Source organism: Vreelandella sp. H-I2, assembly GCF_052959335.1.
Genome location: NZ_JBRAMC010000007.1, coordinates 84199 through 109756 on the forward strand (window position 1 = coordinate 84199; position 25558 = coordinate 109756).

The following is a 25558-nucleotide window of genomic DNA, read 5'->3' on the forward strand; positions in this document are numbered from 1 at the left end:
CTTACCCTTAAAAAAGCTGCCCTTAAAATTCAATGCCATCAATGTTGGCCACCGTCATGATGTCTTTATCGCCGCGTCCCGAAAGGTTGACCACAATATGTTGGTCAGGACGCATCGTAGGCGCCAATACCTTGGCATGGGCCAGGGCGTGTGCCGACTCCAAAGCGGGCATAATGCCTTCCATCCGTGTCAACTCGCGGAACGCTTCCAACACTTCTTTATCATTGGCTGTCACATAGCTAACCCGCCCTACGTCTTTCCAGAGCGAGTGCTCAGGCCCTACCCCGGGATAATCCAGGCCGGCTGAAATGGAGTGAGTATCCGACACTTGGCCAGCGTCGTCTGACATTAAATAAGTGCGGTTGCCATGCAATACCCCACGAGGCGCGTTAGATGACAGAGGCGCTGCATGGCGGCCCGTTTCAACGCCATCACCACCTGCTTCAACGCCATACATAGCGACGTCGTCATCTTCCACAAAGGGGTAGAACAAGCCCAACGCATTTGAACCACCGCCAACGCAGGCGATCAGCGCATCAGGGAGACGTCCGATCTGCTCCAACGACTGACGACGCGCTTCACGCCCGACTACCGCATTGAAATCACGTACAAGCAGCGGATAAGGATGCGGTCCAGCCACCGTACCGATGATATAGAAAGTAGTATCAACGTTGGTGACCCAGTCACGCAGCGCTTCGTTCATGGCATCTTTGAGCGTACGCGTGCCTGATTCGACCGGAATTACGCGTGCGCCGAGCAAATGCATCCGGTAAACGTTCAGCTTCTGGCGTTGAACGTCATCAGCGCCCATATAGACATCGCACTCAAGACCCAAGCGAGCAGCCACGGTGGCCGAGGCAACGCCATGCTGACCTGCGCCTGTCTCGGCAATAATGCGAGGCTTACCGGCTTTTTTTGCCAGCAGCGCCTGACCAATAGTGTTATTAACCTTGTGAGCACCCGTATGGTTTAGGTCTTCACGTTTTAACCAGATCTGGGCGCCCCCAAGGCTGTTCGACCAACGCTCAGCATGGTAAAGCGGAGATGGACGACCTACATAATGGGCTAAGTCATAGTCGAATTCAGCCTGAAAATCGGGATCGTCACGCAGGCTTAAGTACGTTTTCTCCAGCTCTTCCAACGCAAAGCTGAGGGTTTCTGACACGAACCGGCCGCCATAGGGGCCAAAATGACCACGAGCATCCGGCATTCGGGTCAGGTCGCTGAACTTCGTCTTTGGAGTAGGCGTCGCAGAATCAGTCACAGAGATACCTCACAAGATCGCCAGAACAGGCAAACAATAAATGAATTAACTTAAAAACGTCGCTCGATAAAATACCCATAAGCCATACAAGCCAACACCGGGCGTGCTCTAGTGCGCGTTAGCTAGCGCTACATGACGGACGAAAGAGGCCATTTTATTAGCATCTTTACAACCGTAAGAGGTTTCAATACCGCCGGACACATCCACGGCATAGGGCCCTACTTGGCGCACAGCGTCAGCGATGTTATCAGCAGTCAGCCCACCGGCGAGGATAACAGGTTTTGCTAGTTTTGCGGGGATTCTCGACCAATCAAACGTTTCCCCTGTACCGCCCGGCACGCCCGGTCGGTAAGCATCCAATAGCAGTGCTTGAGCTAACCCATAGCGTTCAGTTTCATGCACCAAGTCTATTTCTTCGTGCATGCGAAGCGCCTTCATCCAGGGCAGCGAGTAGCGCTGGCACTCCTCGGGCGTTTCGTTGCCATGAAATTGCAGCATATCCAAATAGGGTAAACAGCGCTCAATAAACTCCGCCGGTTGATCAACAAAGAGTCCTACACGAGTCACAAAAGCAGGAACCCGGCCAGATAGGCTCGCCAACTGTTCAATAGACAGTCCACGTTTACTGTTAGGCCACATCACAAAGCCTAATGCGTCTACCCCCAGCGACACAGCAAGGTCAATATCCTCGGCGCGGGTAAGCCCACAGAACTTAATTCGGGTGCGGGTTAGCGATAGATGACTCATGACGATGCCTCCTGTTCAGGGTTAGCTGCCCTGTTACTGAGCGAACGACTGCGTCGGTACGCGACGCGAGGCGTATCAGGCAGCTCACGCTCCCCCGTCCATTCACCCGTAAATGATAGCAAATGCGGTCCCAGCGGCTCTTTGGGCAAGTCAAAGCGCTCGTCATAAACCGAGTCAACAAAATGCAGCCCGCAAGCAGGCGCCGTCACATCTCCTTTGCGGCGGTTTTTAAGCGCCAGCAGCTCGCCTATATAGGCTTCGCTTTGTGCTCCCCGCCCAACACTGACCAAGGCCCCAGCAATATTACGGATCATATGATGTAAGAACGCGTTGCCTTGAATATCGATCATGACTAGCTGTCCGTAGCGTTTGACATCAATAAAGTGCAGATGTCGCCAAGGCGTTTTCGATTGACATCCAGCAGCACGAAAGCTTGAAAAATCATGCTCGCCTACCAACGCCTGGGCGGCTCGATGCATGGCATCGGCGTCTAGTGGATCACGACACCAGGTCACATTGGCGCGCTCCAATACCGGGCGGCTTATTTGATTCAGCAGTACATAGCGATAACGCCGGCCCAATGCGCACAGCCGAGAATGAAAGTCATCGCCTACAGGCTTAACCCAACGCACGGCAACATCTCTTGGCAAATGGGTGTTGGCGCCAAAGATCCAGGCCTTTTCAGAGCGCCCTACTGGCGGGTCAAAATGTACTACTTGACGGGTGGCATGCACGCCAGAATCGGTGCGCCCACTGGCGTGAACCTGGATAGGCTCGTTGGCCACCTTGGCCAGCGCATCCTCTAAGGAAGCCTGAACAGAGGCAGCGTGCTTAAGGCGCTGAAAGCCGCAGTAACGGGTACCATCATACTCAATACCCATTGCCAGCCGACCAGTGAGCGGAATTTTCTCATCGAAGTGATAGAACAGCGTCATCAAGCCACGTCATTTTGAAGATTTTGAAGGTTCGCTATTATCCAGCCCTCGAGGCTTGAATGCTACCTCTTCAATTTCCCACTCTTCTTCAATCGGCCGACGTGGCTTTTTAACCGTGGGCGGGGGACTTTCGGTAGTAAACTCCACCGTCGGTTGCAGTAGGTTTTCGCCACGTTGCTCCACACTGCTTTTTACGGCGCCATTCAAGCTAGGTGGGTGGTAATCGACAGAGCGATGCCTAGCATCGTCAGACGCTTCGTAGCCTAGCTCTGTTGGCTGTACCTGAACCGCGGCCTCTCGCTCAGTCGGCCCTAAATCGGCATTGAGAGAAGCCAGCATTTGACGCATGGACACAGCGCTGGGCGGCGGTGATAAGGAAACGTTTTCAGACCTGTTAACCTCCAGCCCTAAACGCTGCCGGCGCCCCTGCTCCGCCAAACCGGCTGCCTGGCTCTTTTCATAGCTCTTTTCATAGCTGAGCGTGCCTTCATACTCAAACGCCTGCTCTTGATCATTGACCAGCCATTGATCGGGATTGAGCGACGAAACTGATTGAGTAACGGGCTTATTGAATTCGGGCTTGGTCTCGAACTCGTGCTCTTCCTTAATGGCTGTTTTTTTCTCGGTCCCATTCTGCTGCGCGTCAACGTCAGCATCATTCGATTGCGCGGGATAAATGACGGGGGCAGCCTCATGCATAACTCTTGCCTCGGCTGTTGCGCGAGGAGAAACCGCCGGCTTTACCACTGGCTCAGCAAATGAGCTATCTTCCCAGGTCTCTTCCCGGCGTTTGCGTAACCATACCAACAGCGCCACCAACAGTGCGATGGCAACTAACGCCAGAGGCCACTGGTAGCGTGCCATCAAGGCAGACACACTCTGGTCCTCACCCATACTGGCGGCGCGCGGGGCTGGCCCTTGCTCACGGGCAGTCAACGCTTCGCTTAACGCCTGCGTCAGCGAGGCGACTTCGCCCCTAAGCTCGTTAAGTTCGGCGCGCATTAATGCACGCTCTTCCAGTACTTGCTGAAGTGTCGTTTGGCTTAAGCGCAATTGCTCGGTTAGTTCTGCCCGGGTTAGCGCCTCGGGCTCATTGGTTGCCTCTTCTAGCACTGCTTGATCGTTTATTTTGGGCTCGTCCGCGTCAGGCTCACTTGGTTCAGTCCCGCCCGCAGCCAGTGCACTGTCGGGCTTAAACGTGCTACTTGCTTCACCACTTTCCTCAACACTTGCCTCATCACCTTCCTCATGAAGGGTTTGGGTAGCGTCTACAGCGATGTCTGAAACAGCGACAGCTTCATTTTCGGGAAACGGCGTCGCCTGCAGTGTGCCATTGCGGCGGGCGCGCCATGCTTCATTCATCGCTTTAATCGCCGCATCCGCATCGCGATGAGAGTACGCCAGAATACGCTCACGATCGGGTATGCGCAGCGTCTGGCCTGCACGCATGTCATGTATATTCCCGGTCGGAAAAATATCGGGGTTGGCTTCCAACAGCGCCACCATCATCTGTTGAACGCTAGACTGTGCCGGCTTGACGCGTTCTGCGACCCCCCAAAGCGTATCGCCACTGCCCACATAGGCACTACGGCCCTTGTCAGGTTCGCTTACACGCGGTGGCGTTGTCGGGCTGGTTGCGACCGCTGGCATCGTAGCAGTGGTATTTTGCGCGGTGGCAGCGGCGACTTGGGCAGTAGAAGCGGTTTGCGCATAGCCCTGAGGGTCGAACAAAAGGGTCACATCATGCGCCTGCTGCCCACCAGGATATTCAATAGTTAATAGTAGCTCCAGCCATGGTTCCTCCATCGCCTGCTGTGAACTTAAGCGCACTTGACGGCGGCCTTGCTGCTCTTGAACCCGAGTGCGCACACTGGCTGCTAACGGCGTCCATTCAAGTCCTGCTGCGGCAAAATCTGTCGGTTCGGCAACGCTGACATGAATTTCATCAGGCGTGTAATCGCTGCTTTCCAGCAGAGGTATTGAGGCGTCTAAAGGCGCATCCAAATAGGAGCTGACATTCGCCTGCCCCAACCCAACGGCCAGCGCAAAAGGACTAACTGCACTCAGCGAGAGCCACGTAATCCATGTCAGTGTATTTTTCATGAATGTTCCCTGGTGACGCCACATACTCTTTAACCGATGAAGCAATCTTATTGTATTACTCCAATTTAATTATAACTTAACGAAATAGCGCCACTTTTCCCACTACTGTGATTAATAAAGACGTAAAAAACGGGAAGCTGCATACAGCTTCCCGTTTTCGATGGGCGTACTACACAAACTTTTTACTGTTCGCGTAGAATCTTCAGCATCCGCTTGAGCGGCTCTGCAGCGCCCCACAGCAATTGGTCACCTACGCTAAATGCAGAGAGATATTCACCACCCATTTGCAGCTTACGCAGGCGGCCAACCGGTACCTGCAGCGTACCCGTTACGGCAGACGGCGTTAGCCCAGCGATGGTGGCATCTTTATCATTGGGGATTAGCTTGACCCACTCATTGTGCTTAGCAATACGCTCTTCGATCTCGTCTATCGGCACATCCTGCTTCAGCTTGATCGTGAACGCCTGGCTATGCGAGCGCATCGCGCCGATACGGACACACAGACCATCAATGGGAATCGGGTTATCACCAAGACCAAGAATTTTATTGGTCTCAACACTGCCTTTCCATTCTTCGCGGCTCTGGCCATTTTCGAGCTTGCTATCAATCCATGGCAGCAGGCCACCGGCAAGCGGCGCAGCAAAGTTGTCAATCGGGAAGTCGCCTCCCCGCATAGCGGCGGTGACTTTACGATCAATATCCAGGATCGCGCTAGAGGTATCCTGTAACTCTTCGCTAACACTGTCGCGCAGCTGCCCCATTTGGTTGAGTAATTCACGCATGTGCTTAGCGCCCGAGCCAGAAGCTGCCTGATAGGTCATGGAGGTCATCCACTCGACCATGTCGGCTTCAAACAGACCGCCAAGGCCCATTAGCATCAGGCTGACGGTGCAGTTACCACCGACAAACGTTTTAGCCCCTTTGGCCAGCTGATCGTCGATTACCTTGCGGTTAACCGGGTCCAGCACGATCGTTGCTTCATCTTCCATACGCAGGGTACTGGCGGCGTCGATCCAGTAGCCTTTCCAGCCTGCGCTACGCAGATCTTTATAGACCGGTTTGGTGTAATCACCGCCTTGGCAGGTGACGACGACATCCAGCGCTTTAAGCGCTTCGATATCATAGGCGTCTTTCAGCGGAGGGACGTCCACACCGATATCGGGGCCAGGCTGACCAACCTGGGAAGTGGTGAAGAATACCGGCTCAATACCGTTAAAATCCCCATCTTCCTGCATGCGCTGCATCAGCACTGAGCCAACCATACCGCGCCATCCCACGAAACCGACTTTCAACATATGAAGTCCTCCTGTAAAGAATGAGTGCCTCTATTATACACACTTCTTTACGCTGATTTTGAAACCGCTCTTACTGCTTTGCAAACGCTGCCAGCACTGCATTCCCCATTGCATCAGTACCGATGGTTTGCATACCCTCTGAGGCGATATCCGCGGTGCGCAGCCCCTCATCCAATACGCTGCCTACGGCAGCTTCAATGCGCTCTGCCATGGCATTTTCATTCAGTGAATAGCGCAGCATCATGGCCACCGAAAGCATCATGGCCAGCGGGTTAGCCACATTTTGACCGGCGATATCCGGCGCACTACCGTGGCACGGCTCGTACATGCCCTGCCCGCTTTCGTTCAGCGAAGCAGACGGCAACATACCGATGGAGCCGGTAAGCATGGCGGCGGCGTCGGAGAGAATATCGCCGAACATATTGCCGGTGACCACCACATCAAACTGCTTGGGCGCGCGCACCAACTGCATGGCGGCGTTATCCACGTACATGTGCGTTAACTCAACGTCCGGGTACTCTGGCGCCAAACGCTCCATCACTTCACGCCACAGAATGGTGACTTCCAGTACGTTGGCTTTATCCACCGAGCAGAGCTTCTTGCCACGCTTCTGTGCCATGTCAAACGCCACGCGCCCAATACGCTCAATTTCGCTCTCGGAGTAGATGTAGGTGTTAAAACCGACCCGCTCGCCGTTGCGTACTTCAATGCCACGCGGCTGGCCGAAGTAGATGCCACCGGTAAGTTCGCGAACGATCATTATATCCAGCCCAGCGACCAGCTCTGGCTTCAGGCTTGAGGCGCTGGCCAACTGCGGGTAAAGCATTGCCGGTCGCAAATTGCCGAACAAACCCAGGTTTTTACGCAGGCCGAGCAGGCCTTTTTCAGGGCGCTTGGAGAGATCTTCAATTTTATCCCACTTGGGGCCACCCACGGCACCCAGCAAAATAGCGCTAGCCGCTTTGGCTTTTTCCAGTGTTTCCGCGGGCAGCGGTTCGCCGAGAACATCATAAGCGGAGCCGCCTACCAAGCCTTCTTCTACTTCAATATCCAAGCCTGCTTCTTGGCACGCTTTCAACAACCGTGCCGCCTGGGCGGCAATCTCAGGGCCAATACCATCACCCGGCAGCAATAAAACCTTATGCGTCATGCTGAATCCTTAGCATTTAATAGTTGAAGACTGGCTTACGCAGACTGACGAAATAGCCAAGGACGTGCGGCTTTATGCTTCTGTTCAAAAGCACGAATGGCGTCTTCGTCTTTTAACGTCAGACCAATATCGTCAAGCCCTTCTAGCAGGCAGTGCTTGCGGAACTCATCCACTTCAAATTCTAAAATCTCGCCGCTGGGGGTAATGACCCGCTGATTATCCAAATCCACATCCAGCTGGTAGCCTTCGTTAACGTCTACCTCGGCAAACAGGCGATCAATCACGTCTTCCGGAAAAGTGATCAGCAATATGCCGTTCTTGAATGAGTTGTTATAGAAGATATCGGCAAAACTGGGCGCAATCACCACTTTGAAACCGAAATCCTCTAGTGCCCAAGGCGCGTGCTCACGAGAGCTGCCGCAGCCAAAGTTGCGCCGCGTCAACAGTATTTCAGCGCCGCTGTAGCGCGATTGATTTAAGACAAAGTCTGGGTTTAGCGGCCGCTGTGAGCAATCCTGCCCCGGCTGACCTTCATCCAAGTAGCGCAGTTCGTCAAACAGGTTAACGCCGAAGCCGGTACGCTTGATCGACTTCAAAAACTGCTTCGGGATAATCAAATCTGTGTCGACGTTGGCGCGATCAAGGGGCGCTACTACGCCTTCAAAACGGGTAAACTTTTTCATGGTTTAGGCCTCCTGCGCATGAGTGGCATCGTTGGCGGGCAAGGTGCGAACATCTACAAAGTGACCGGCGATCGCCGCTGCCGCTGCCATGGCCGGGCTGACCAAGTGAGTGCGGCCGCCGTAGCCCTGGCGCCCTTCAAAATTACGGTTAGACGTAGACGCGCAGTGTTCACCGGCGCCCAACTTATCTGCGTTCATGGCCAAACACATGGAGCAGCCAGGCTCACGCCACTCAAAGCCCGCTTCAATAAAGATTTTATCCAAACCTTCCGCTTCGGCTTGGCGTTTCACCAAGCCAGACCCCGGCACCACCATGGCCAGCTTGATAGAATCAGCGACTTTGTTGCCCTTGGCGACTTTGGCGGCCTCACGTAAATCTTCGATACGCGAGTTCGTGCAAGACCCGATAAAGATTTTATCCAACTTGATATCAGTAATTTTCTGGTTGGCCTGCAGCCCCATGTATTCCAGTGCGCGGGTATGGCTGCGCTGCACGGTTTCATCTAGCGCGGCGAACGGATCGGGCACTTGGCCGGAAATACCGCTGACCATTTCCGGGCTGGTGCCCCAGCTTACCTGCGGTTCAATCTCTTCCGCTTTCAGGGTAACGACCTTATCGAACTGCGCATCGTCATCAGAGACCAGATTGCGCCAGTCAGCGACTGCGGCTTCCCACTGCTCTGCCGTAGGCGCGAAAGGACGCTTGCCAAGGTAATCAATGGTGGTGTCGTCGACCGCGATCAAACCTACCCGTGCACCCGCTTCAATAGCCATGTTGCACACCGTCATGCGCCCTTCCATAGAGAGCGAAGCAATCGCACTACCGGCAAACTCAATGGCATAACCAGTGCCGCCAGCGGTACCGATCTTGCCGATAATCGCCAGCACAACGTCTTTGGCCGTTACACCCAAGCCCAGCTCGCCTTCCACGCGCACCTGCATGTTCTTCATTTTTTGCGCCAGCAGACACTGGGTCGCCATCACGTGCTCGACTTCCGAGGTACCGATACCGTGGGCCAAGGCGCCGAATGCGCCGTGGGTGGCGGTATGGGAGTCGCCACACACCACGGTCATGCCGGGCAGCGTTGCACCCTGCTCTGGACCAACCACGTGCACAATACCCTGGCGCGGATCGTTGATTTTGAATTCTTCAATGCCGTATTCCAGACAGTTGTCGTCCAGGGTTTGTACCTGAATCAGCGATACCGGGTCTTTAATGCCGCTGTTGCCCTCGGCGCGCTCTTTAATGGTCGTCGGCACGTTATGGTCAGGCGTGGCTAAGTTGGCATCTAAACGCCACGGCTTACGATTAGCTAAACGCAGGCCTTCAAACGCTTGCGGTGAAGTCACTTCGTGCAGCAGTTGGCGGTCGATGTAGATCAACGCGGTGCCGTCATCGCGCTGCTTGACCAAGTGCTGGTTCCAAAGCTTGTCGTAAAGGGTTTGACCTGACATGTGGCTCTCCTGGGCGATTGCCCTGCTAGTTCGGTATGGCAGCTTCTGTGTGCTGCTTATATTTCGATAGCAAGAGTGTTACGCGACTCGTACATAAAAGCAATTCATGTTATTCATAGATTGGATTCCATATAGGAATACTTATTCAAGGATGCGTCAGTGGATACCCAGAGCCTACAAGCCTTTCTGGCCGTTGCTGAGACCCAAAGTTTCTCGCGGGCGGCGGAACAGCTTTATCTTACCCAGCCCGCCGTTAGCAAACGCATCGCCACCTTGGAGTCTCAGGTGGGCGCACGCTTGTTTGACCGAATAGGGCGGCGTATTGCGCTAACCGAAGCCGGTAATGTGCTGCTGCCACAAGCGCAGCGTATTCTGTTTACCGTTGAGGACAGCCGCCGAGCACTCGCCAATCTTTCTGGCCAAGTAGGCGGTAAACTCACCCTGGCCACTAGCCACCACATTGGACTGCACCGCTTACCACCATTGTTAAAGCAGTACACGCTGCGTCATCCAGAAGTAGAGTTAGACCTGCACTTTCTGGATTCAGAATTGGCCTACCAAGGTGTGTTGGACGGCACACTGGAAATGGCCGTGGTAACCCTCGCGCCACACCCCCACGAGCAGTTGCAGGTTGTTGAACTTTGGCGCGACCGGCTCTGTTTTACCTGCGCAAACGACCACCCGCTGGCCACCCAAACCACCGCTTCTCAAAGCCTGCTGTCGTTGGCTGATCTATGCAACTACAACTGTGTTATGCCGGGAGCAAAAACCTTCACAGGATCGCTTATCGCAACGCGCTTTAACGAAGCAGGCCTGCAACTACCTGTGAGCATGGCGACCAATTATTTAGAAACACTAAAAATGATGTGCAGTGTAGGATTAGGCTGGAGCCTGCTTCCGGAAAAGATGATCGACAGTGAACTGGTGGAGCTTAGGGTAGACACCCCGCCGATTTACCGACCACTGGGCTATTTGGTGCATACCAATCGAACGCTTTCTAATGCAGCGCGCAGGATGATTGAAGAGCTTGAAGCCGCTAGATAGCCTAAAACTCGCTATCCATGTCAATAAGAGGCCCGGCAGTTAGCCTGCGGGGTCGATGGTAAAGCGTTGAGCCAGTGCTTGATGGAGAGTATGCCGGGCCGCTTCATCGAACAGCACAAAGCGGATCAGGCGCACTTTATGCAAGCTCTGCAGTATTGCTTCAAGGGTAGCTGCACACACTTCGGCAGCCTCTTCCGCCGGGTAGCCAAAAGCGCCAGTAGACAGTGCCGGGAAAGCCAGCCGCTCAATACCGTGCTCATCGGCCAATGTCAGCGCATTGCGGTAACAGTCCGCCAGCAGTTGATCCGCGGGTTTGTCGATGCCGTATACCGGACCCAGGCAGTGAATTACCCAGCGGTTAGGCAGTTCATGGCCGCCGGTGAGTACCGCTTGGCCTGGAGTAATGGGTGCCATTGACTGGCCTTCTTCGGCCAGGCCCGGCCCGGCGGCACGATGAAGCGCCCCGGCGACACCACCACCGGTTCGCAACTGCGCATTGGCGGCATTGATCACTGCGTCTACATCGGGCTGTTGGGCAATATCGCCCACCACGCACTGCACGCTAATTTTGCTCTTATTGCTCATAATCACTGCACCTCCACCTATTAAGACATATCAATAATCGCCCCGGCTTCACGCATTTCGCCCAACACGGTTCCCGTACGTTTTCAGCCTTGAAGACTTACTCGCTTTTACTGGCGGAACATTATTTGTGAATAAATAAGCGCTTGAAAAGCAGATGAGAAGGGATATAAAGAAACACGATCAGAACGGTGGCAAGTATCACCAAATAAAGATAATCAGGTAGTACGTTTTGCTGTCCTGCCGGCCCAAACACCCAGTTAACATTATTCTCCGGCTCGGTTACCCAATAGGTGACCGGCAACACCACCAGAGCAATGATAGTTTGCAGCAACAGGGCTCGCTTGTCGTATCCCAGCTTTACCAGCAGGTACAGCAGTACCGGCGGTAATGTGATGTGAAAAAGCCCTGAAATAATGCGGATATGCATCGCGGTGTTAGGATCAAACATATAGGCACTTATCTGGATCAGGTTGCCGCCCGTTAGAAAATCAAGCACCCAAGCTGACTCGAGAAAGAATACCGCCACCGCCATCGTGCTATTGATTAGTCGGTTCTCAAACCACAAAGCAGCCACCAAAGAAAAGAGCGCAATGTCGGAAAACCACAGAAAATTAGCAGGCCCCAGGTCACGCCAATACACCGGAATAATCACCAGAACCATGATGGTGTAACTGATTTTGAGCCAGAGCGGTATGTTGCCTTTCATCCTATAGCACATCCTTAGTAACGCATTTGCTAACTTTTCAGCCAAACGACCATTAAGGTTATAATCACAGGCTAAGCCAAACCCACTCAGCTATTAAAGACCAAGTATTTAAACGCCAAGCCTCAGGCCTATGACTGTGAACACCCACCATCGAAGTGACAAAAGCCGAGGCACGCCTGTTCGCAAAGGCTTGCATCCGAAGAATCTACACAACCAAGGCTATGACTTCTCAGCGCTTGTAAAGAGCCACCCAGCACTAGCCCTCTATGTGAAACCGAATGCTTATGGCGACCTTTCCATCGATTTCGCTGACCCACTGGCCGTAAAAACGCTCAACGCCGCGTTATTAAATAGATACTACAACATTGTCGATTGGGATATTCCAGAGGGCGCGCTTTGCCCTCCCATCCCAGGCAGAGCCGACTATATCCATTACATGGCTGACGTAGTTGGGCTTGGACATGAACAACGCAGCATCAAGCTGCTCGATATAGGGACGGGAGCCAATGGCATCTATCCGCTACTGGCCTGCCAAATTTACGGCTGGCAGTGTGTGGGGAGTGACATTAACGCTCAGTCGCTTGAGAACGTGGCCACGATTATTACCAACAACCCCACGCTCAAAGAGCGCTTCACGCTACGCACGCAGCACGATAAAAACCATATTTTTGAAGGCATCATTCAACCTGGGGAGTTCTTTGACGTCAGCGTGTGCAACCCACCCTTTCACGCCTCGCTCGATGAAGCCCTGAAAGGCAGTCAGCGTAAACTCAATAACCTTGCGCGAAATCGCGGTGAACAAAAAGCACAAACCCAATCACCTACGCTGAATTTTGGCGGGCTAGGAGCTGAACTCTGGTGTAAGGGCGGCGAACAGCTGTTTCTTAAAAAGCTAATCAGAGAAAGCCAAGTATATTCAACGCAATGCCGCTGGTTTAGCAGCCTGGTTTCAAAAGCCGACAATGTTAAGCCTGCCAAGAAGTTGATTGGTAAGCTTGGTGCAGTAGATAGTCGGGAAATAGAGATGAGGCAGGGAAATAAGGTTACGAGGGTATTGGCTTGGACATTTATGTGAGGCATTACTGGGGTGGGGTATGATTATGCGGAGTTTGCCGGGACTTTACGCTGAGATAAGCACATCGCCGGGGATGGCTAAAAGATAAGTCTAGCTTGTTCTTGGTTCGGTAGTGCACTGTGTTTTCAAAGGTGCTTGGCTTGAGCTGATCTTGATAGTTGATCACCATCATGGTTTTTGGTCTTGGTTATAGGGCTTTAAGCGAGGCGTGCTGAGCATGCCTTGTCCTTTTTTACGACCCTAGCAAAACTTAGTTTTAAGAGTTTTTATACATCCTCAACGCCTACCATCACCAGCTACAAAACCGAAGCAAAGCAGAAGTTTTGGCATCCGGTGCATCGTTTTGTTATGCGCTTTTACGGATAATAAATGTTCATCTATTGGTGAGCTATTTACACCCGAGCAACATTGATGGCGCCCGACACAGTCGGGCCATCCTGGCACTGCGGGTCAAGTTCATCCGCCGCTTCTGGCCAGAGATCCGCATCGTGCTCCCATTGCCGAAGATCCTGCTGAGCATCGTTCCTGTTGGCTTCTGTCATTATCTTGTGCGCCCTCATACAAAGAGGGACTTCATGTCAACGGCTCCTCGCGACGCCACAAATACGATCATCTCGCCATTTGAGCATGCATCTTCAAAGAGCGGGAGTTCACCTGTGGCTGCGCAAATAGTTCTGATAAGCCACCGACGATTTCAGCATATAGACACGTCCCTCGACTACAAATCCGTCAAGTTCATGTTGCAACGTGTAGGCCGACATATCGGACATCGTGTTAATGAAACCCTTAGTTTTGAAGTTCAGAGACGTATTGCACAGTACCCCATAACCTGTTTGCGTTTTGAAGGCAGTCAGTAAGTCAAACAAAGGAAGATTGCTCACTGTGGATACCGTTTGAATACGCGCAGTCCCGTTAACATGGGTCACCGCTGCCAGTACGTCAGTGGTGGCCTGATAGGTGTAAAGCATGAATGGGCTAGGTTGGCTACATCCAAACCATTTTCTTGCCTCCTCCTCCAGGCAGACGGGAGCGATTGGACGAAACTGCTCCCGCTGCTTGATGATGTTCAGCCGCTCTCTGGTGCTGGCGTTAAAAGGCGCAGCCAAGATGGAACGATTGCCGAGCGCGCGTGGCCCGATCTCATAGCGGCCGCTTACCCACCCTAAGATCAAGTCGTCGGCCAGCATTGCGGCTACAGTGGCATTACTCGCTTCCCATTCGTCGTACAAGGAACTATCGACGGGTTCGTCAAAGAGAAATTGCAAACCAGAGTAGACATCCCACTTTATCTTTGGGTCGCCGGTAAAATGAAACTGCGCGTCGATGGCTGTTCCAATAGCTGAACCTGAATCGTTAGCGACTGGTGGGACGAACACATCGCTGAACAATCCAGAATCTTTCCATTTAGTGTTCCAATCGCAGTTAAGCCCGCATCCCCCCACTATTAATAATGGCATGCCCCGTTTCAGATTCACCTCAGCAAACTGGTGGAAACGGTCGAACAGGCGATTGCTGAAGATGCCAGCAAAGTTGCAGAACTCCGGATCCTCCACTCCCACATTGTAATGGCGAAATCCTTTCAAGGCTTCACAGTCGCGGGGCTTAAGGTGCTCGCAATCTTGAAACAGGAAAGACATGATTGCCTCTTCCTCAGCCGTTGGCTGTCTTCTTTTCGAAAAAGAAGCCAGCGCCATCAGCTTCCCGGCGTCAGACAACCGGGAGAATTCAGCGGTACTTTTGTCGAAGGTAGGATCTGCTAGTGCGAAGAGCATGGCATAGCGATGGCCAGGCTCTGGCATCACATCGGCCACCTTCGTCACATTCAATTCCGGATCGATCTCGTAGAACGCCCCAATAACGCCCTCCCAGAGCAACGCGTAACACGGGGTGCCCTGCGGTAGGCTAGACATCCCAAACGCACATAGAAGGTGCGAGCGCTCGTGGGATGATGAGAACAAGTCAATGGACTTTCCCAATAACTGCTTCTTGCTGACAATCACCTGCCCGTGATCGCTGCCGCGATATTCCGCCACCGCCTCCCCTTCGTGCGGAGAGTCACCAGGCCACCATCCTCCTTTACAGATCACGTCAGGAATGTCATGAAGCTCGGTAAGGGCGTCGAATGTATCGGGAACAGATAGTGATGAATGTCGGTATTTCGAACTTTTCTCAGCCTCAATAGAAAACACCAAACGCCCGTTCTCAATATATGCAAATGCGCCATCATGGCCCGGGTTGTAAGAGAGTATCTTCATCTTGAACTCCTTTGATAACTGTCCCGACCAGGTTATGGAGCACCCTGGCTTTCGGTTCGTGTACTGATGCTCTGTGCGCAAGCGCGCGAATTGACTGCACATTTGCCACTGTCGGCAGCCGGCGTGCATTTAGACGCCCCGCGAGTTGAGCGGATCGAGTAGGCCACGTGTTGAAGTGCAGTTTCATCGGCAAATGGGGAATCGGGGTTGGATCCCAAAGCACACGTCGATGAATCAGGAGGTCATCCACAAACCATCGAATCTCCCACGGGGTCCATTCGATAGCATACCGATGCATACCTTTTGAAGCGTCGAAGCCCAATTCGATGTAGCTAGGAGCGCCCCGATAGCCGTAGTCGAACTGTGCACCTTCGTCGCCCGGGTTGTAGAAGACATTTACAAGAAGACGATTTGGCAAGTTACCGGCAATCTCGATGTCAATCTCCTGATGCGGAGAGTTACGGTGAAGAAAGAACCCAGTGACGATCCCTGGCACGCTAGATGCCTGGAAGGTTGATTCGAACCTCCCAAACAGGTAGCTGGTATGGCTGGTTAGCGCGCCTGCACTGTATTGTCGAGCGCCCATCTCTTCCCGTCGGACGTGAATCGTCGCGCCTTCATCTTCGTCGAATTCAATGTTCTGGGGGCGGAACAACGCTAAGTTACCGGTGAATGTGTCTGACCGAGCAGTCCACCGCCGCGAGTCGAGCCTACCAGAGGTATCGTAGGCGTCTACCCAATCATCCTCGCGCACCAGCGACTGCGGTATGACTCGAATACCTGACCAAGCGCGGTGACTTGACTCAACGACCCATGGAGATCGATCCCGCTCCGCTATCGCACTCTTCTGGGTGAGAGCAGGTTGGCTAGGAGTTTCCCCGATATGTCGTTGCCCCAGATCGTCCAGTTTTGGGAATGAGCACAAAGGTGGCGCGCACCGTAGATGCTCACAGAGAGTCCGCCAAGCACCGACATCGTCGCAATCAAGCACGACGACGTCCGCACCTTCAAGGTCGGCTAAAACGCCGCAAGCAGTTTGCCCGGCAGCGTCGGTTGTTACGATGAACTTGGCCTGGGGGTAACTATGTCGAAGATCCCCTATCATCGACTCGATGCATCCAATATTGACATACGCATTGAAAACCCGATCAACATTACCCTCTCGAAGCCTTTTCAACTCTTCGATCGGCAAATCTTTTAGATCACTACAGCATCGGTAACCAAGCATCAACAGTGCCATCCCAATGGATGACTGTCCCGAGTTGGCCGGGCCAAACGTAAAAACAGGAAACTGCGTCGGTCGAGTGTTGAACAAGGCTGCCTCCTCGCTGTTGATCGCGCCAATCGTAGAAAGGGCCGGAAGAATCGAGTACGAATTTGTTGAGGTTGTGTCTGTCCTTTGAAGGATAATGCTACGTTTGGTTGCGTACACTTCTAGAGCACGGAACTGATGGTTTATCCATAGATCAACCGGGCCGCGACACGGCAACATGCTAAGAAGTTTCTCTGCCCCCTTTTTGGAAAGGATGTATCCAGACAAAAACCACAGCCCACGCACCGGCCGGAAAACATGGTTCGACACCAGCGACTTTGGAGCGCCATGTTTCACTTCCATATAAGAAACGTAAAGAACGTCGAAACTGCTCTGCTGATCATCGGCCTTGAAGTTCTTCCAAGCCTGGTCTAGATGGCGCGCGAAACCTGGATGAAACCAGACGTCATCTTCTAAAATAAGAACATACTCTTGCGGCCCCTGCGCAACTCGTTTCCATACCTCAATATGCGATTTGGCAACAGCCACCTCTGCCCTACTCATTCGGATTGGTGCGTCAAGCTCATAACTCGTCGGAAGAGTCAGAGGCTGAGGCTCAACAAATAGTTGATCCGCCAATGTATAGTAAGGATCTACCTCTGAATCTTTGGAGGGATCCTGCAAAAAACATCTCGCATCCACAGCGGCGTGGCGTTCTGTGAGGCTGAGAAGATCATCACCAAGTCTATCCCGTATACGTCCTAGTTCCTGTTTCACGCGAGCCCACCGACCTGACTCACGATCGAGATTGATCACGTAAATCTTTTCAATTGTCCGCGCCCTCGGGCTCTGCGGAGTCCCAAATGCGACGGAAGTCTGCATCGGAAGGACCCTGCGAAGGCCGTGCCCCAGACGAAATGCCCAACGAAGAACGGCCAGGTATGGGCGTACCGGATTCATCGCACTTCCAGACGCGAAGGGGCACAATACGTTTGCTGATTGGACAGCCTCCAGTTCCTTGAGTCGTCTCGATAGCTCAATGGCCACTGGCTGGTGGATATTAGTTCCCAATCGTGCACGACCATCATTGCGTCAGGGGAACAACCTTCGCTAAGTACTTCGAAGACCGACCTTGTGAGATTACCTGGCCCCGTCGTAGCCTGGACCTCAGGCAACTCGCTTTTACTGTCGGCTTCTAGAGATACCGTGGCATTCATCAGCGCTCTTTCAACTATGGGGTGACGGGCGGACGCGATAAGCGGGGTGGTATTGAAGTAGAAAATCCATCCAGGCTGATTAGCCCCAGGCTTGGTAAATATGGACGGATCCACCATTTGAGACGTTGCAATGTCGTAGCAGAACGGTTGAAGCTTAAGCCTTCCATCAACGAAGAGTTGTTCAATAGGTGTTCCGTGGTAAACATCGTCGGCATCGATGTAGAATCCCCCCTCCACAAACACATACGAGTAACGGAAGTAGTCCGACATCATTGAGGGGTGGTAGCACCTATTAAATGCGTCCTCATAGCGAGCCCCTAAGCGGCTTCGAATGAAAGCACTGGCCGATCTTTTATCGAACACCTCTAACGTAAATCCACTTCGCTCCAACTGCTTCCATGAACTCATGCAAGCTTCGACATCTTGCGGTAATCGCTGCAAATCGTCCCAGAACTGCACAATACGTTTGGGGGTGGCAGCGGACCACGTTGCAGAGCCGAGCGGATTTGGTTCACGCCGCTGTACCATATCACGCACGAAATCAGAGCGTGCACGCTCCAAAGGACTCAGTGGGTCGGCCTCGACAGTTTCACTCGCTATTACTTCGTTCATTTCTGACTCCCCATCTTTAATGTATTCCCTTCATTATTTAAAACTCCGCCCCGACACCACAGAATGGTCGTGCCGCAGAAGGTTGATCGACACTAAGATAATGTCTCTTCGTAATACGCGTGGTTGCAAATTCTGAGAATGGCCATCAGGAAGGCAATAGCCGAGGGTAAGTTGCTCTTACGCTAACTGTTTTGATATGAGCTTAGAATCTTCATCCCAAGTACAAAATGGGCGTTTAAGGTTTCTCTCATAGAAACCCATTGAACTTATAAGGGCAAAATTTCTGTTTGTAAGTAAAGACATCAATTTCTCTCGTCAAGCCATCACAGTCAGGGCTGGCAAGGGGGATAAAGTTAGAAAGACGTTACTCCCATCTTCATGCATTACACCGTTACATAATTAAATTGCCAACGCTAAGTAACGGCTTGAGTATCGACTTCTCATGGTCAAGTTCACCTACCGCTACCTCCAAGGTACGGCTATTCGAAGCATGTAAAAGCTTCTAGACCATCTAGGCTAGTCAAAATAAAAGCACACTACCCCCAGGTGCATCTCGGCTATGTTAAAACGCTCCGATTGCGACCGCATTTACCTTGTTAATCATACTTTATTCAAATACCCATCTCACGTCACGTACCGTAGCGAGAAAGAGCGTTGTATTTAAGTTTAATGACTGACTTGGTTGTGTCTTGGCACAACTGCGCGATGCTTTCGCGGGTGCCTTATTTGCTCGTTCCTCGCAGATTCGTTACCACGCGCTACAAGCGTGCTTTCTTACATTTCAGAAACACCGCCAGCATACTGGCTTAATCTTCGCGCGCTGAAGCGCCCTCCCACAACTTTATCAGGCCGCGGTGCAAGGGCGGGCACCGCGGCGTTACGAAAAGCTCCTCCCCCTAACTCTTAGCTTACTGCTGGCCTTCCTCTACAAATCCGATTAGCCTGCTAATTCACTATTAAGGGTTTGGCATGCAAGAGACGACTCCTCGGCAGCGCTTGGCGGGCGTGCTGATTCTGCTTGGTTTGATCGCGCAAATTATTGGTTTTACCGGCTGGTTGGGCACTGCCCATGCGGTGAGCTATTTGCTGTGGGCGACGGTGATGCTGCTGTGGCGGGATATTCCCAAGCGCTCGCGCATACAAGCAGGTGTATTGATTTGGCTGGGTGGGGGCATGCTGCTGGTGGCGCGTTTTGTGTATGACGCCGAGGTGGATTGGCCTGCGATGTTGCAGGGCAATTCGTTTGTGGCGGCGATGCTGGTGGGCGTTAGCTTTATATCGCTGATTGGTAAGCAAGGTACTAAGGGTGCGTCAGGTAAGCGTGTTACCGGTGCCAGCGGCGTGATGAGTACCTGGTTGGGAGTTCACTTCCTGGGCACGATTTTAAATCTCTCTACCGTATTTATGGTGGGCGATAAGCTGGCCCGGCGAGGGCCGTTGACCACACCGCAACTGCTGGCGCTTAATCGTGGGCTTTCCAGCGCGGCGCTGTGGTCGCCATTTTTTGCTTCTATGGGTGTAGTGATCGCGCTGGTGCCGAAGGTTGAGTACGCGCAAATTGCCGTAGTGGGCTTTCCCATCGCGGTGCTGTCGGGGCTGTTGACCACGCTGGAGTTGCGTCACCGGTTTGATCTTAGCGAAGTGGATGGCTATTCACTTGCGCCGCGCAGTCTATTGATGCCAGTAGGTATGGCAGCGTTGGTAATGCTGTTTCACTTCGTGCTCACCCCTACCCTCACCATTGTCAGCATTATTACCTTTCTACTGCCAAGCGTAGCAATGTTGAGCAATCTACCCCATGGGCCTCGCTTTACACTGCGACGTGTTCATCAACACACTACCACGCGACTGCCCGCCATGCGCGGGGAAATATCGCTGTTTTTAGCGGCGGGGCTTTTGACGATTGGCCTTTCGACACTGGTCACGGCTGCCGCCGGCAGCGATTGGACGCTGTTCACCCGCTTTGGCACGCCGCAAGCCATGATCAGCTTTGCCGCCATTACGCTAAGTGCATTAGCGGGACTACACCCCATTATTGGCGTGTCGGTGTTGGCGTCGATACTTAATCTGCAAAACGGCGAGCAGACACTGTTTGCGTTTGTGGCACTAAGCTCGTGGGCAGTAGGCACCAGTGTGGGTCCGCTTTCGGGGATCAACCTTTCCCTGCAGGGGCGCTACGGGGTAAGCGGTTATCGCATGATGAAAAATAACCTGCTGTATGCGGCGATCATGAGCCTGCTTTCGCTGGGAGCGATCGCAGGCGTCAGTTTACTGGTGTTCGAGTGAATCAGGTCTCAATGATTTTGCTGGGGAAGCGGTAGAAGTAGCGATGGCCGCACTGATGGCAGGGTTCCAGACGTGCAACGGTAGGCAGCATCACCTGCGCATCACAATGGGTACACGCCATTAAGCCCGGCGCAGCCATTTCGCCTTCGCAATAGTCGGCACGGGCTGCTTCCAGGTCGTCCTCAAAACGCTCCCGGTCGACGATGCTGCGATCGGCAACTGAAAGCAGCGACTCCGCCACTCGGCGAGAAAGCCCGTCGATATCAATCCCCAGCCAGCTGGCGACCTGCTTGCCCGTATCGGCCATGTAGTAACGCATATCTTTCAGGTCGCGTTCTACCCAGGCGCGCAGCAGGGCTAGCTCGTCTTTGGTGTACTCTTCAAGCTCCGACTCAAATTCAACCGCGTCGTCCAAATCCTTCTGCAAGTTTTCCCAGGTTAGCTCGTTGGCGCCCCCCTGCATCCGCTCTAGCAAGCGTTCGTAGCCTTCGCGTAAGCGATTATCATTCTGTTGTTCACTCATCGTGCCTCTCCTTTTGTCGACGCGTACAGTTACCTATCATCGGCTTACCGTTCAAGGATACACCCGCATAGGATACAATCGACCTCACTTATCTGACAGATGTCATCTCACATTCACTTTGCGCCCCTTTTGGGCGAATACGCCAAGGCATTAATAAACCGATGGACGCACACTACAGCCCTCGTGATATCGAACGCGACGCCCAGCAGTACTGGGACAAACATAAGTGCTTTAAAGCCGTAGAGGACGCGAACCGCGAGAAGTATTACTGCCTCTCCATGTTCCCCTACCCCAGCGGTAAGCTACATATGGGCCATGTGCGTAATTATACTATCGGGGACGTGGTGTCGCGTTATCAACGTATGCAGGGCAAAAATGTCATGCAGCCCATGGGCTGGGATGCCTTTGGTATGCCAGCTGAAAACGCCGCTATTCAGAATCAAGTGCCCCCTGCCAAGTGGACCTACCAAAACATCGACTACATGCGCAATCAGTTGAAGGCGCTGGGCTTTGCCTACGACTGGAGCCGCGAGTTCGCCACCTGCGATACCAGCTATTACCGCTGGGAGCAGTGGTTCTTCACCAAGCTGGTCGAGAAAGGCTTGGTGTATAAGAAGATGTCGACGGTCAACTGGGACCCGGTCGACCAAACCGTTCTCGCCAATGAGCAGGTTATCGAAGGCCGCGGCTGGCGTTCCGGTGCGCTGGTTGAGCGTAAAGAGATCCCACTGTGGTTCTTGAAGATTACCGATTACGCCGATGAACTGCTGGCTGACCTGGATAAGGTTGAATGGCCGGAGCAGGTCAAAACCATGCAGCGCAACTGGATTGGCAAATCCCGTGGCGTTGAGCTTACTTTTGATATCAAGGCAAAAGACGGCAGTGCCTGCGACACGTTAGCAGTTTATACCACTCGCCCGGATACGCTGTTAGGCGTGACCTATGTGGCGGTTGCCGCAGGCCACCCGCTGGCCAAGCAGGCGACTGAGCAGAACAGCGAGCTGGCGGCCTTTTGCGATGAGTGCGCCAAAGGCGGCACCTCTGAAGCAGAGATGGCTACCAAAGAGAAAAAAGGCATGCTCACCGGCCATAGAGCGGTTCACCCGCTAACCGGCGATGAAATGCCGGTTTACGTGGCTAATTTCGTGCTGATGGAGTTTGGTACCGGCGCAGTGATGGCGGTACCCGGCCACGACCAGCGCGACTGGGAGTTTGCCACCAAGTACGGTATTGCCATCAAACCGGTCATCGCCGATGAAAGCGGCCAGCCTGCCGATGTTTCTGAGGCGGCCTACGCAGAATACGGCACGGTAGTGAATTCTGGTGAGTTTGATGGGCTGGGCTTTGACCAAGCCTTCGATGCCATCGCCGCCAAATTAGCTGAACTTGGCCGTGGAGAGGTAAAAACCAACTATCGCCTACGCGATTGGGGTGTTGCCCGCCAGCGCTATTGGGGCGCGCCGATTCCGGTCAAATACGGCCCGGAAGGTCAAACCGTACCGCTCACCGATGACGAACTGCCGGTCTCGTTGCCGATGGAAGTCACTGTCGATGCCTCGGGCTCGCCGCTGAAGAAAATGCCGGCGTTCTCTGATCTGGGCGATGGCTGGACCCGGGAAACCGACACCTTCGACACCTTCATGGAGTCGTCCTGGTACTACGCGCGCTTCTGCTGTGCCGATAATACTGAGGCCATGCTGGACGAGCGCGCCAACTACTGGCTGCCGGTGGATCTTTATATTGGCGGTATCGAGCACGCCATTCTGCACCTGCTTTACGCGCGCTTCTTCCACAAGCTGATGCGCGACTTCGGTTTAGTCGAATCCGACGAGCCGTTCCAGCAGCTGCTGACCCAAGGCATGGTCATCGCGGAAACCTTCTACCGCCCTACTGATAACGGCGGCAAGCAGTGGTTTAACCCCGCCGATGTTGAAGTGAAGCGCGACGAGAAGGGTCGCCCGCTCAGCGCCATTCTGATGAGTGACGGCGAGCCGGTCGAGATGGGCGGCATCGAGAAAATGTCCAAGTCGAAAAACAACGGCGTTGATCCGCAGTCGATGATCGACAAGTTCGGTGCCGATACCGTGCGCCTGTTTATGATGTTCGCCGCACCGCCCGAACAGTCATTAGAGTGGTCCGACTCCGGCGTTGAAGGTGCCCACCGCTTCCTCAAGCGCCTGTGGCGTCAGGTGAATGAGCATTTGGCGGCGGGCACGCCCGGCACGCTGGACGTCAATGCACTCAACGACGATCAAAAGGCACTTCGCCGCAAAACCCATGAGACCATTAAGAAAGCCAGCGATGACATCGGTCGCCGCACTACCTTTAATACTGCGATTGCCGCGGTAATGGAGCTCTCTAACGCCATCGGTAAGTTCGACGATAGCTCTGAACGTGGTTTGGCAGTGAGCCGCGAAGCGCTGGAAGCCTGCGTACTGCTGCTCTCGCCGATTACACCGCACCTGTGCCATAGCCTCTGGGAAGCGCTTGGTCACTCAGGCCCTGCCATCGAAGCGACCTGGCCGGTGGTGGATGAATCAGCCCTTACCCGCGATAGCATCGAGCTGGTGGTACAAGTTAACGGTAAGCTGCGCGCACGCCTTGAGGTGTCCGCAAACGCTGATAAGGCAGTAATCGAAAAGCTCGCCATGGAACACGAAAATGTTCAGCGCTATATTGAAGGTAACACCGTACGTAAAGTGATCGTGGTACCCGGCAAATTGGTCAACATCGTGGTGAGCGGATGAATCGACGCACATTTCTAACCGCTAGCTTTGCCGCCTCGTCGGCAATGTTGCTCAGCGCCTGTGGGTTTCAACTGCGCGGCAGTAAACCACTGCCGTCGATGCCTGCACTTACCTTAGAAGGCGATACCAATAGCGCGGTTGCTCTGCAGGTTACTTCACGTCTTCAACAGTTAGGGACCGAGGTAACAGCGAACGCACCATGGCGTGTAACGTTGGGTACGCCAGTGTTAACCGAACGGCGTTTGGGCGGTGATGGCAGGGCAAGCCGCGAGCACGAACTAACGCTTAGTATAAGGTTCTCGGTACAGGAACGGGCGACCAATGCCTATCACATCAATAACGAAGCGCTTTCGACAAGCACGCGGATTCGCGTTAGCGAAGATGATCTACTCAACCGCGAAACATTGATGAGGGAAGCCGAGCAGACACTTACTCAGCAACTGTCTCAGCAAATCATTGATCGCCTTTCGTACGTTGAGGGCATGCAGTGAAGGTATTTGCTGATCAGCTACCCGCTGCGTTAGCAAAAAAGCTTCCACGCGTGGTGATTGTGGCGGGCGACGAACCTTTACAGCATCGCGATGCCTGCGATGCTGTAAGAGCCGCCGCCCGCCAAGCCGGCGTTGAAGAACGCGAGGTCCTGGATGTAGAGCCCAACTTTGCTTGGGGTCGCTTGATGGAAATGTCCAGCAACCTTTCTTTATTTGGGACTAGCAAGCTGCTGGAATTGCGACTTGGCAATCACAAGCTAGGCCAGGAAGGTAGCAAAGCGTTAGCGCAGTACGCTGAAACCCTGGATAACAGCGAAGACGTTTTGCTTATCAGCATGGGCAAGTTAGATGCCAAGCAGCAAAAGAGCGCTTGGTTCAAAACGCTGGATAAGCACGGGCTGTTCGTTCCGGTGTGGCCAGTGGATATCTCCCGCTTGGGTTACTGGCTGCGAGACCGCGCCACACTACACGGCTTACAAATTGATTTGGATGCGGCCCGCCTGTTGGGTGAGCGCACCGAAGGCAATCTTCTGGCTGCCGATCAGGAGCTGCAAAAGCTGGCGTTAATTCATCCTCAAGGCACACGTTTGGATGTCGACGGCATCGCCCAGGGAGTAGAGGACAGCACACGCTTTGATGTTTTCAATCTGGCCGATGCCTGCTTGAAAGGCGAAACCAGCCGCGCCTCACGTATAGTGAATGGGTTACGCAGCGAAGGCGTCGAGGCGCCCATTGTTCTATGGGCGCTAAGCCGAGAGCTGCGCACCCTGCTCTCGCTTCATCAGCACCTTGATCAGGGGCAAAGCTTTGAACACGCCTGCAAGAGCCAAAAACCGATGATTTTTGACAAGCGACGCCCGGCCTATCAAAAAGCGATTGGCCGCTTGCCAATGAAGCGTCTACATAAATTACTGTTAATGGCACAGCGGCTTGATTTAGCCGTTAAAGGGGCGGCGCCAGTGCCGCTGTGGCCCGGCCTGCATGATTTGGCGATGACCATGGCTGGTGGGCGTGGGTTACTTTCGGAGTCAGCGTGGACCTATCGTATTAGTGCAAACAATTAGCACTTTGCACATTAGACTTAAAAAACAACCCATTTGTTTCTATACTTCAGGTTCATGCCAGTATTGTGC

21 protein-coding genes are annotated in these 25558 nt (G+C 53.4%); 6 read left to right on the plus strand and 15 right to left on the minus strand.

Translation table 11 applies throughout. The annotated features are described in order from the left end of the window. Positions 1 to 22 precede the first annotated feature (22 nt). The 8 genes from trpB to leuC all read right to left on the minus strand — a co-directional run bounded on the left by trpB (position 23) and on the right by leuC (position 9632). Positions 23 to 1210 (minus strand): tryptophan synthase subunit beta, encoded by a 1188-nt coding sequence (gene trpB, locus ACUVOF_RS17265; protein ID WP_447045680.1) that lies wholly within the window; start codon positions 1208 to 1210, stop codon positions 23 to 25. Between the two features lie 162 nt (positions 1211 to 1372). Then, entirely contained in the window at positions 1373 to 2011 is a 639-nt protein-coding gene (locus ACUVOF_RS17270; protein WP_447045504.1) for a phosphoribosylanthranilate isomerase, read from the minus strand. Continuing rightward, positions 2008 to 2946: a tRNA pseudouridine(38-40) synthase TruA gene (gene truA / locus ACUVOF_RS17275; RefSeq protein ID WP_447045505.1), complete on the minus strand. Its 939-nt coding sequence runs from the start codon at positions 2944 to 2946 to the stop codon at positions 2008 to 2010. Before truA ends, ACUVOF_RS17270 begins: the two co-directional genes overlap by 4 nt. Before the next feature lie 9 nt (positions 2947 to 2955). After that, positions 2956 to 5049 (minus strand): type IV pilus assembly protein FimV, encoded by a 2094-nt coding sequence (locus ACUVOF_RS17280; RefSeq protein ID WP_447045506.1) that lies wholly within the window; start codon positions 5047 to 5049, stop codon positions 2956 to 2958. A 182-nt stretch (positions 5050 to 5231) separates the two neighbouring features. Then, complete coding sequence (gene asd / locus ACUVOF_RS17285; RefSeq protein ID WP_447045507.1) at positions 5232 to 6344, minus strand: aspartate-semialdehyde dehydrogenase; 1113 nt, start codon at positions 6342 to 6344, stop codon at positions 5232 to 5234. Between the two features lie 70 nt (positions 6345 to 6414). Further along, on the minus strand, positions 6415 to 7494 hold the full coding sequence (gene leuB, locus ACUVOF_RS17290; protein WP_447045508.1) for a 3-isopropylmalate dehydrogenase: 1080 nt from the start codon (positions 7492 to 7494) through the stop codon (positions 6415 to 6417). Positions 7495 to 7529: 35 nt separating this feature from the next. Beyond that, on the minus strand, positions 7530 to 8177 hold the full coding sequence (gene leuD / locus ACUVOF_RS17295) for a 3-isopropylmalate dehydratase small subunit (RefSeq protein ID WP_447045509.1): 648 nt from the start codon (positions 8175 to 8177) through the stop codon (positions 7530 to 7532). Positions 8178 to 8180: 3 nt separating this feature from the next. Beyond that, positions 8181 to 9632: a 3-isopropylmalate dehydratase large subunit gene (gene leuC, locus ACUVOF_RS17300; protein ID WP_447045510.1), complete on the minus strand. Its 1452-nt coding sequence runs from the start codon at positions 9630 to 9632 to the stop codon at positions 8181 to 8183. Positions 9633 to 9791: 159 nt separating this feature from the next. Between leuC and ACUVOF_RS17305 the strand changes: the two genes are divergently transcribed. Then, on the plus strand, positions 9792 to 10676 hold the full coding sequence (locus ACUVOF_RS17305; protein WP_447045511.1) for a LysR family transcriptional regulator: 885 nt from the start codon (positions 9792 to 9794) through the stop codon (positions 10674 to 10676). Positions 10677 to 10715: 39 nt separating this feature from the next. Here the strand turns inward: ACUVOF_RS17305 and ACUVOF_RS17310 are convergent, their stop codons facing one another. Together ACUVOF_RS17310 and ACUVOF_RS17315 are read right to left on the minus strand one after the other, a co-directional pair. Then, positions 10716 to 11261: a macro domain-containing protein gene (locus tag ACUVOF_RS17310; RefSeq protein ID WP_447045512.1), complete on the minus strand. Its 546-nt coding sequence runs from the start codon at positions 11259 to 11261 to the stop codon at positions 10716 to 10718. A 121-nt stretch (positions 11262 to 11382) separates the two neighbouring features. Beyond that, positions 11383 to 11967, minus strand: coding sequence for a hypothetical protein (locus ACUVOF_RS17315; RefSeq protein WP_447045513.1), 585 nt, complete (start codon positions 11965 to 11967; stop codon positions 11383 to 11385). Between the two features lie 130 nt (positions 11968 to 12097). Here ACUVOF_RS17315 and rlmF point away from each other — a divergent pair, with 130 nt between their 5' ends. Further along, on the plus strand, positions 12098 to 13042 hold the full coding sequence (rlmF, locus tag ACUVOF_RS17320; RefSeq protein WP_447045514.1) for a 23S rRNA (adenine(1618)-N(6))-methyltransferase RlmF: 945 nt from the start codon (positions 12098 to 12100) through the stop codon (positions 13040 to 13042). A 392-nt stretch (positions 13043 to 13434) separates the two neighbouring features. On the opposite strand, the gene ACUVOF_RS17325 is transcribed toward rlmF, so the two are convergent. The 4 genes from ACUVOF_RS17325 to ACUVOF_RS17340 all read right to left on the minus strand — a co-directional run bounded on the left by ACUVOF_RS17325 (position 13435) and on the right by ACUVOF_RS17340 (position 18378). Beyond that, positions 13435 to 13584 (minus strand): hypothetical protein, encoded by a 150-nt coding sequence (locus tag ACUVOF_RS17325; RefSeq protein WP_447045690.1) that lies wholly within the window; start codon positions 13582 to 13584, stop codon positions 13435 to 13437. Positions 13585 to 13692: 108 nt separating this feature from the next. Further along, complete coding sequence (locus ACUVOF_RS17330) at positions 13693 to 15297, minus strand: carbamoyltransferase C-terminal domain-containing protein (RefSeq protein ID WP_447045515.1); 1605 nt, start codon at positions 15295 to 15297, stop codon at positions 13693 to 13695. Further along, entirely contained in the window at positions 15266 to 17509 is a 2244-nt protein-coding gene (locus ACUVOF_RS17335; protein WP_447045516.1) for a family 16 glycosylhydrolase, read from the minus strand. Before ACUVOF_RS17335 ends, ACUVOF_RS17330 begins: the two co-directional genes overlap by 32 nt. Beyond that, entirely contained in the window at positions 17506 to 18378 is an 873-nt protein-coding gene (locus ACUVOF_RS17340; RefSeq protein WP_447045517.1) for a glycosyltransferase family 32 protein, read from the minus strand. Before ACUVOF_RS17340 ends, ACUVOF_RS17335 begins: the two co-directional genes overlap by 4 nt. Positions 18379 to 19347: 969 nt before the next feature. Between ACUVOF_RS17340 and ACUVOF_RS17345 the strand changes: the two genes are divergently transcribed. After that, positions 19348 to 20664, plus strand: a complete 1317-nt coding sequence (locus tag ACUVOF_RS17345; protein WP_447045518.1) for a hypothetical protein — start codon at positions 19348 to 19350, stop codon at positions 20662 to 20664. A 1-nt stretch (position 20665) separates the two neighbouring features. Here the strand turns inward: ACUVOF_RS17345 and ACUVOF_RS17350 are convergent, their stop codons facing one another. Further along, positions 20666 to 21187 (minus strand): zinc ribbon-containing protein, encoded by a 522-nt coding sequence (locus ACUVOF_RS17350; RefSeq protein WP_113269622.1) that lies wholly within the window; start codon positions 21185 to 21187, stop codon positions 20666 to 20668. A 161-nt stretch (positions 21188 to 21348) separates the two neighbouring features. Here ACUVOF_RS17350 and leuS point away from each other — a divergent pair, with 161 nt between their 5' ends. Genes leuS through holA form a run of 3 tightly spaced genes read left to right on the plus strand, consistent with a single transcriptional unit; the run spans position 21349 to position 25489 of the window. After that, positions 21349 to 23934, plus strand: coding sequence for a leucine--tRNA ligase (gene leuS / locus ACUVOF_RS17355; protein WP_447045519.1), 2586 nt, complete (start codon positions 21349 to 21351; stop codon positions 23932 to 23934). Continuing rightward, positions 23931 to 24425, plus strand: coding sequence for an LPS-assembly lipoprotein LptE (locus ACUVOF_RS17360; protein WP_447045520.1), 495 nt, complete (start codon positions 23931 to 23933; stop codon positions 24423 to 24425). The genes leuS and ACUVOF_RS17360 overlap by 4 nt, the downstream gene beginning before the upstream one ends. Next, positions 24422 to 25489: a DNA polymerase III subunit delta gene (holA, locus tag ACUVOF_RS17365; RefSeq protein ID WP_447045521.1), complete on the plus strand. Its 1068-nt coding sequence runs from the start codon at positions 24422 to 24424 to the stop codon at positions 25487 to 25489. Before ACUVOF_RS17360 ends, holA begins: the two co-directional genes overlap by 4 nt. Positions 25490 to 25558: the final 69 nt, after the last annotated feature.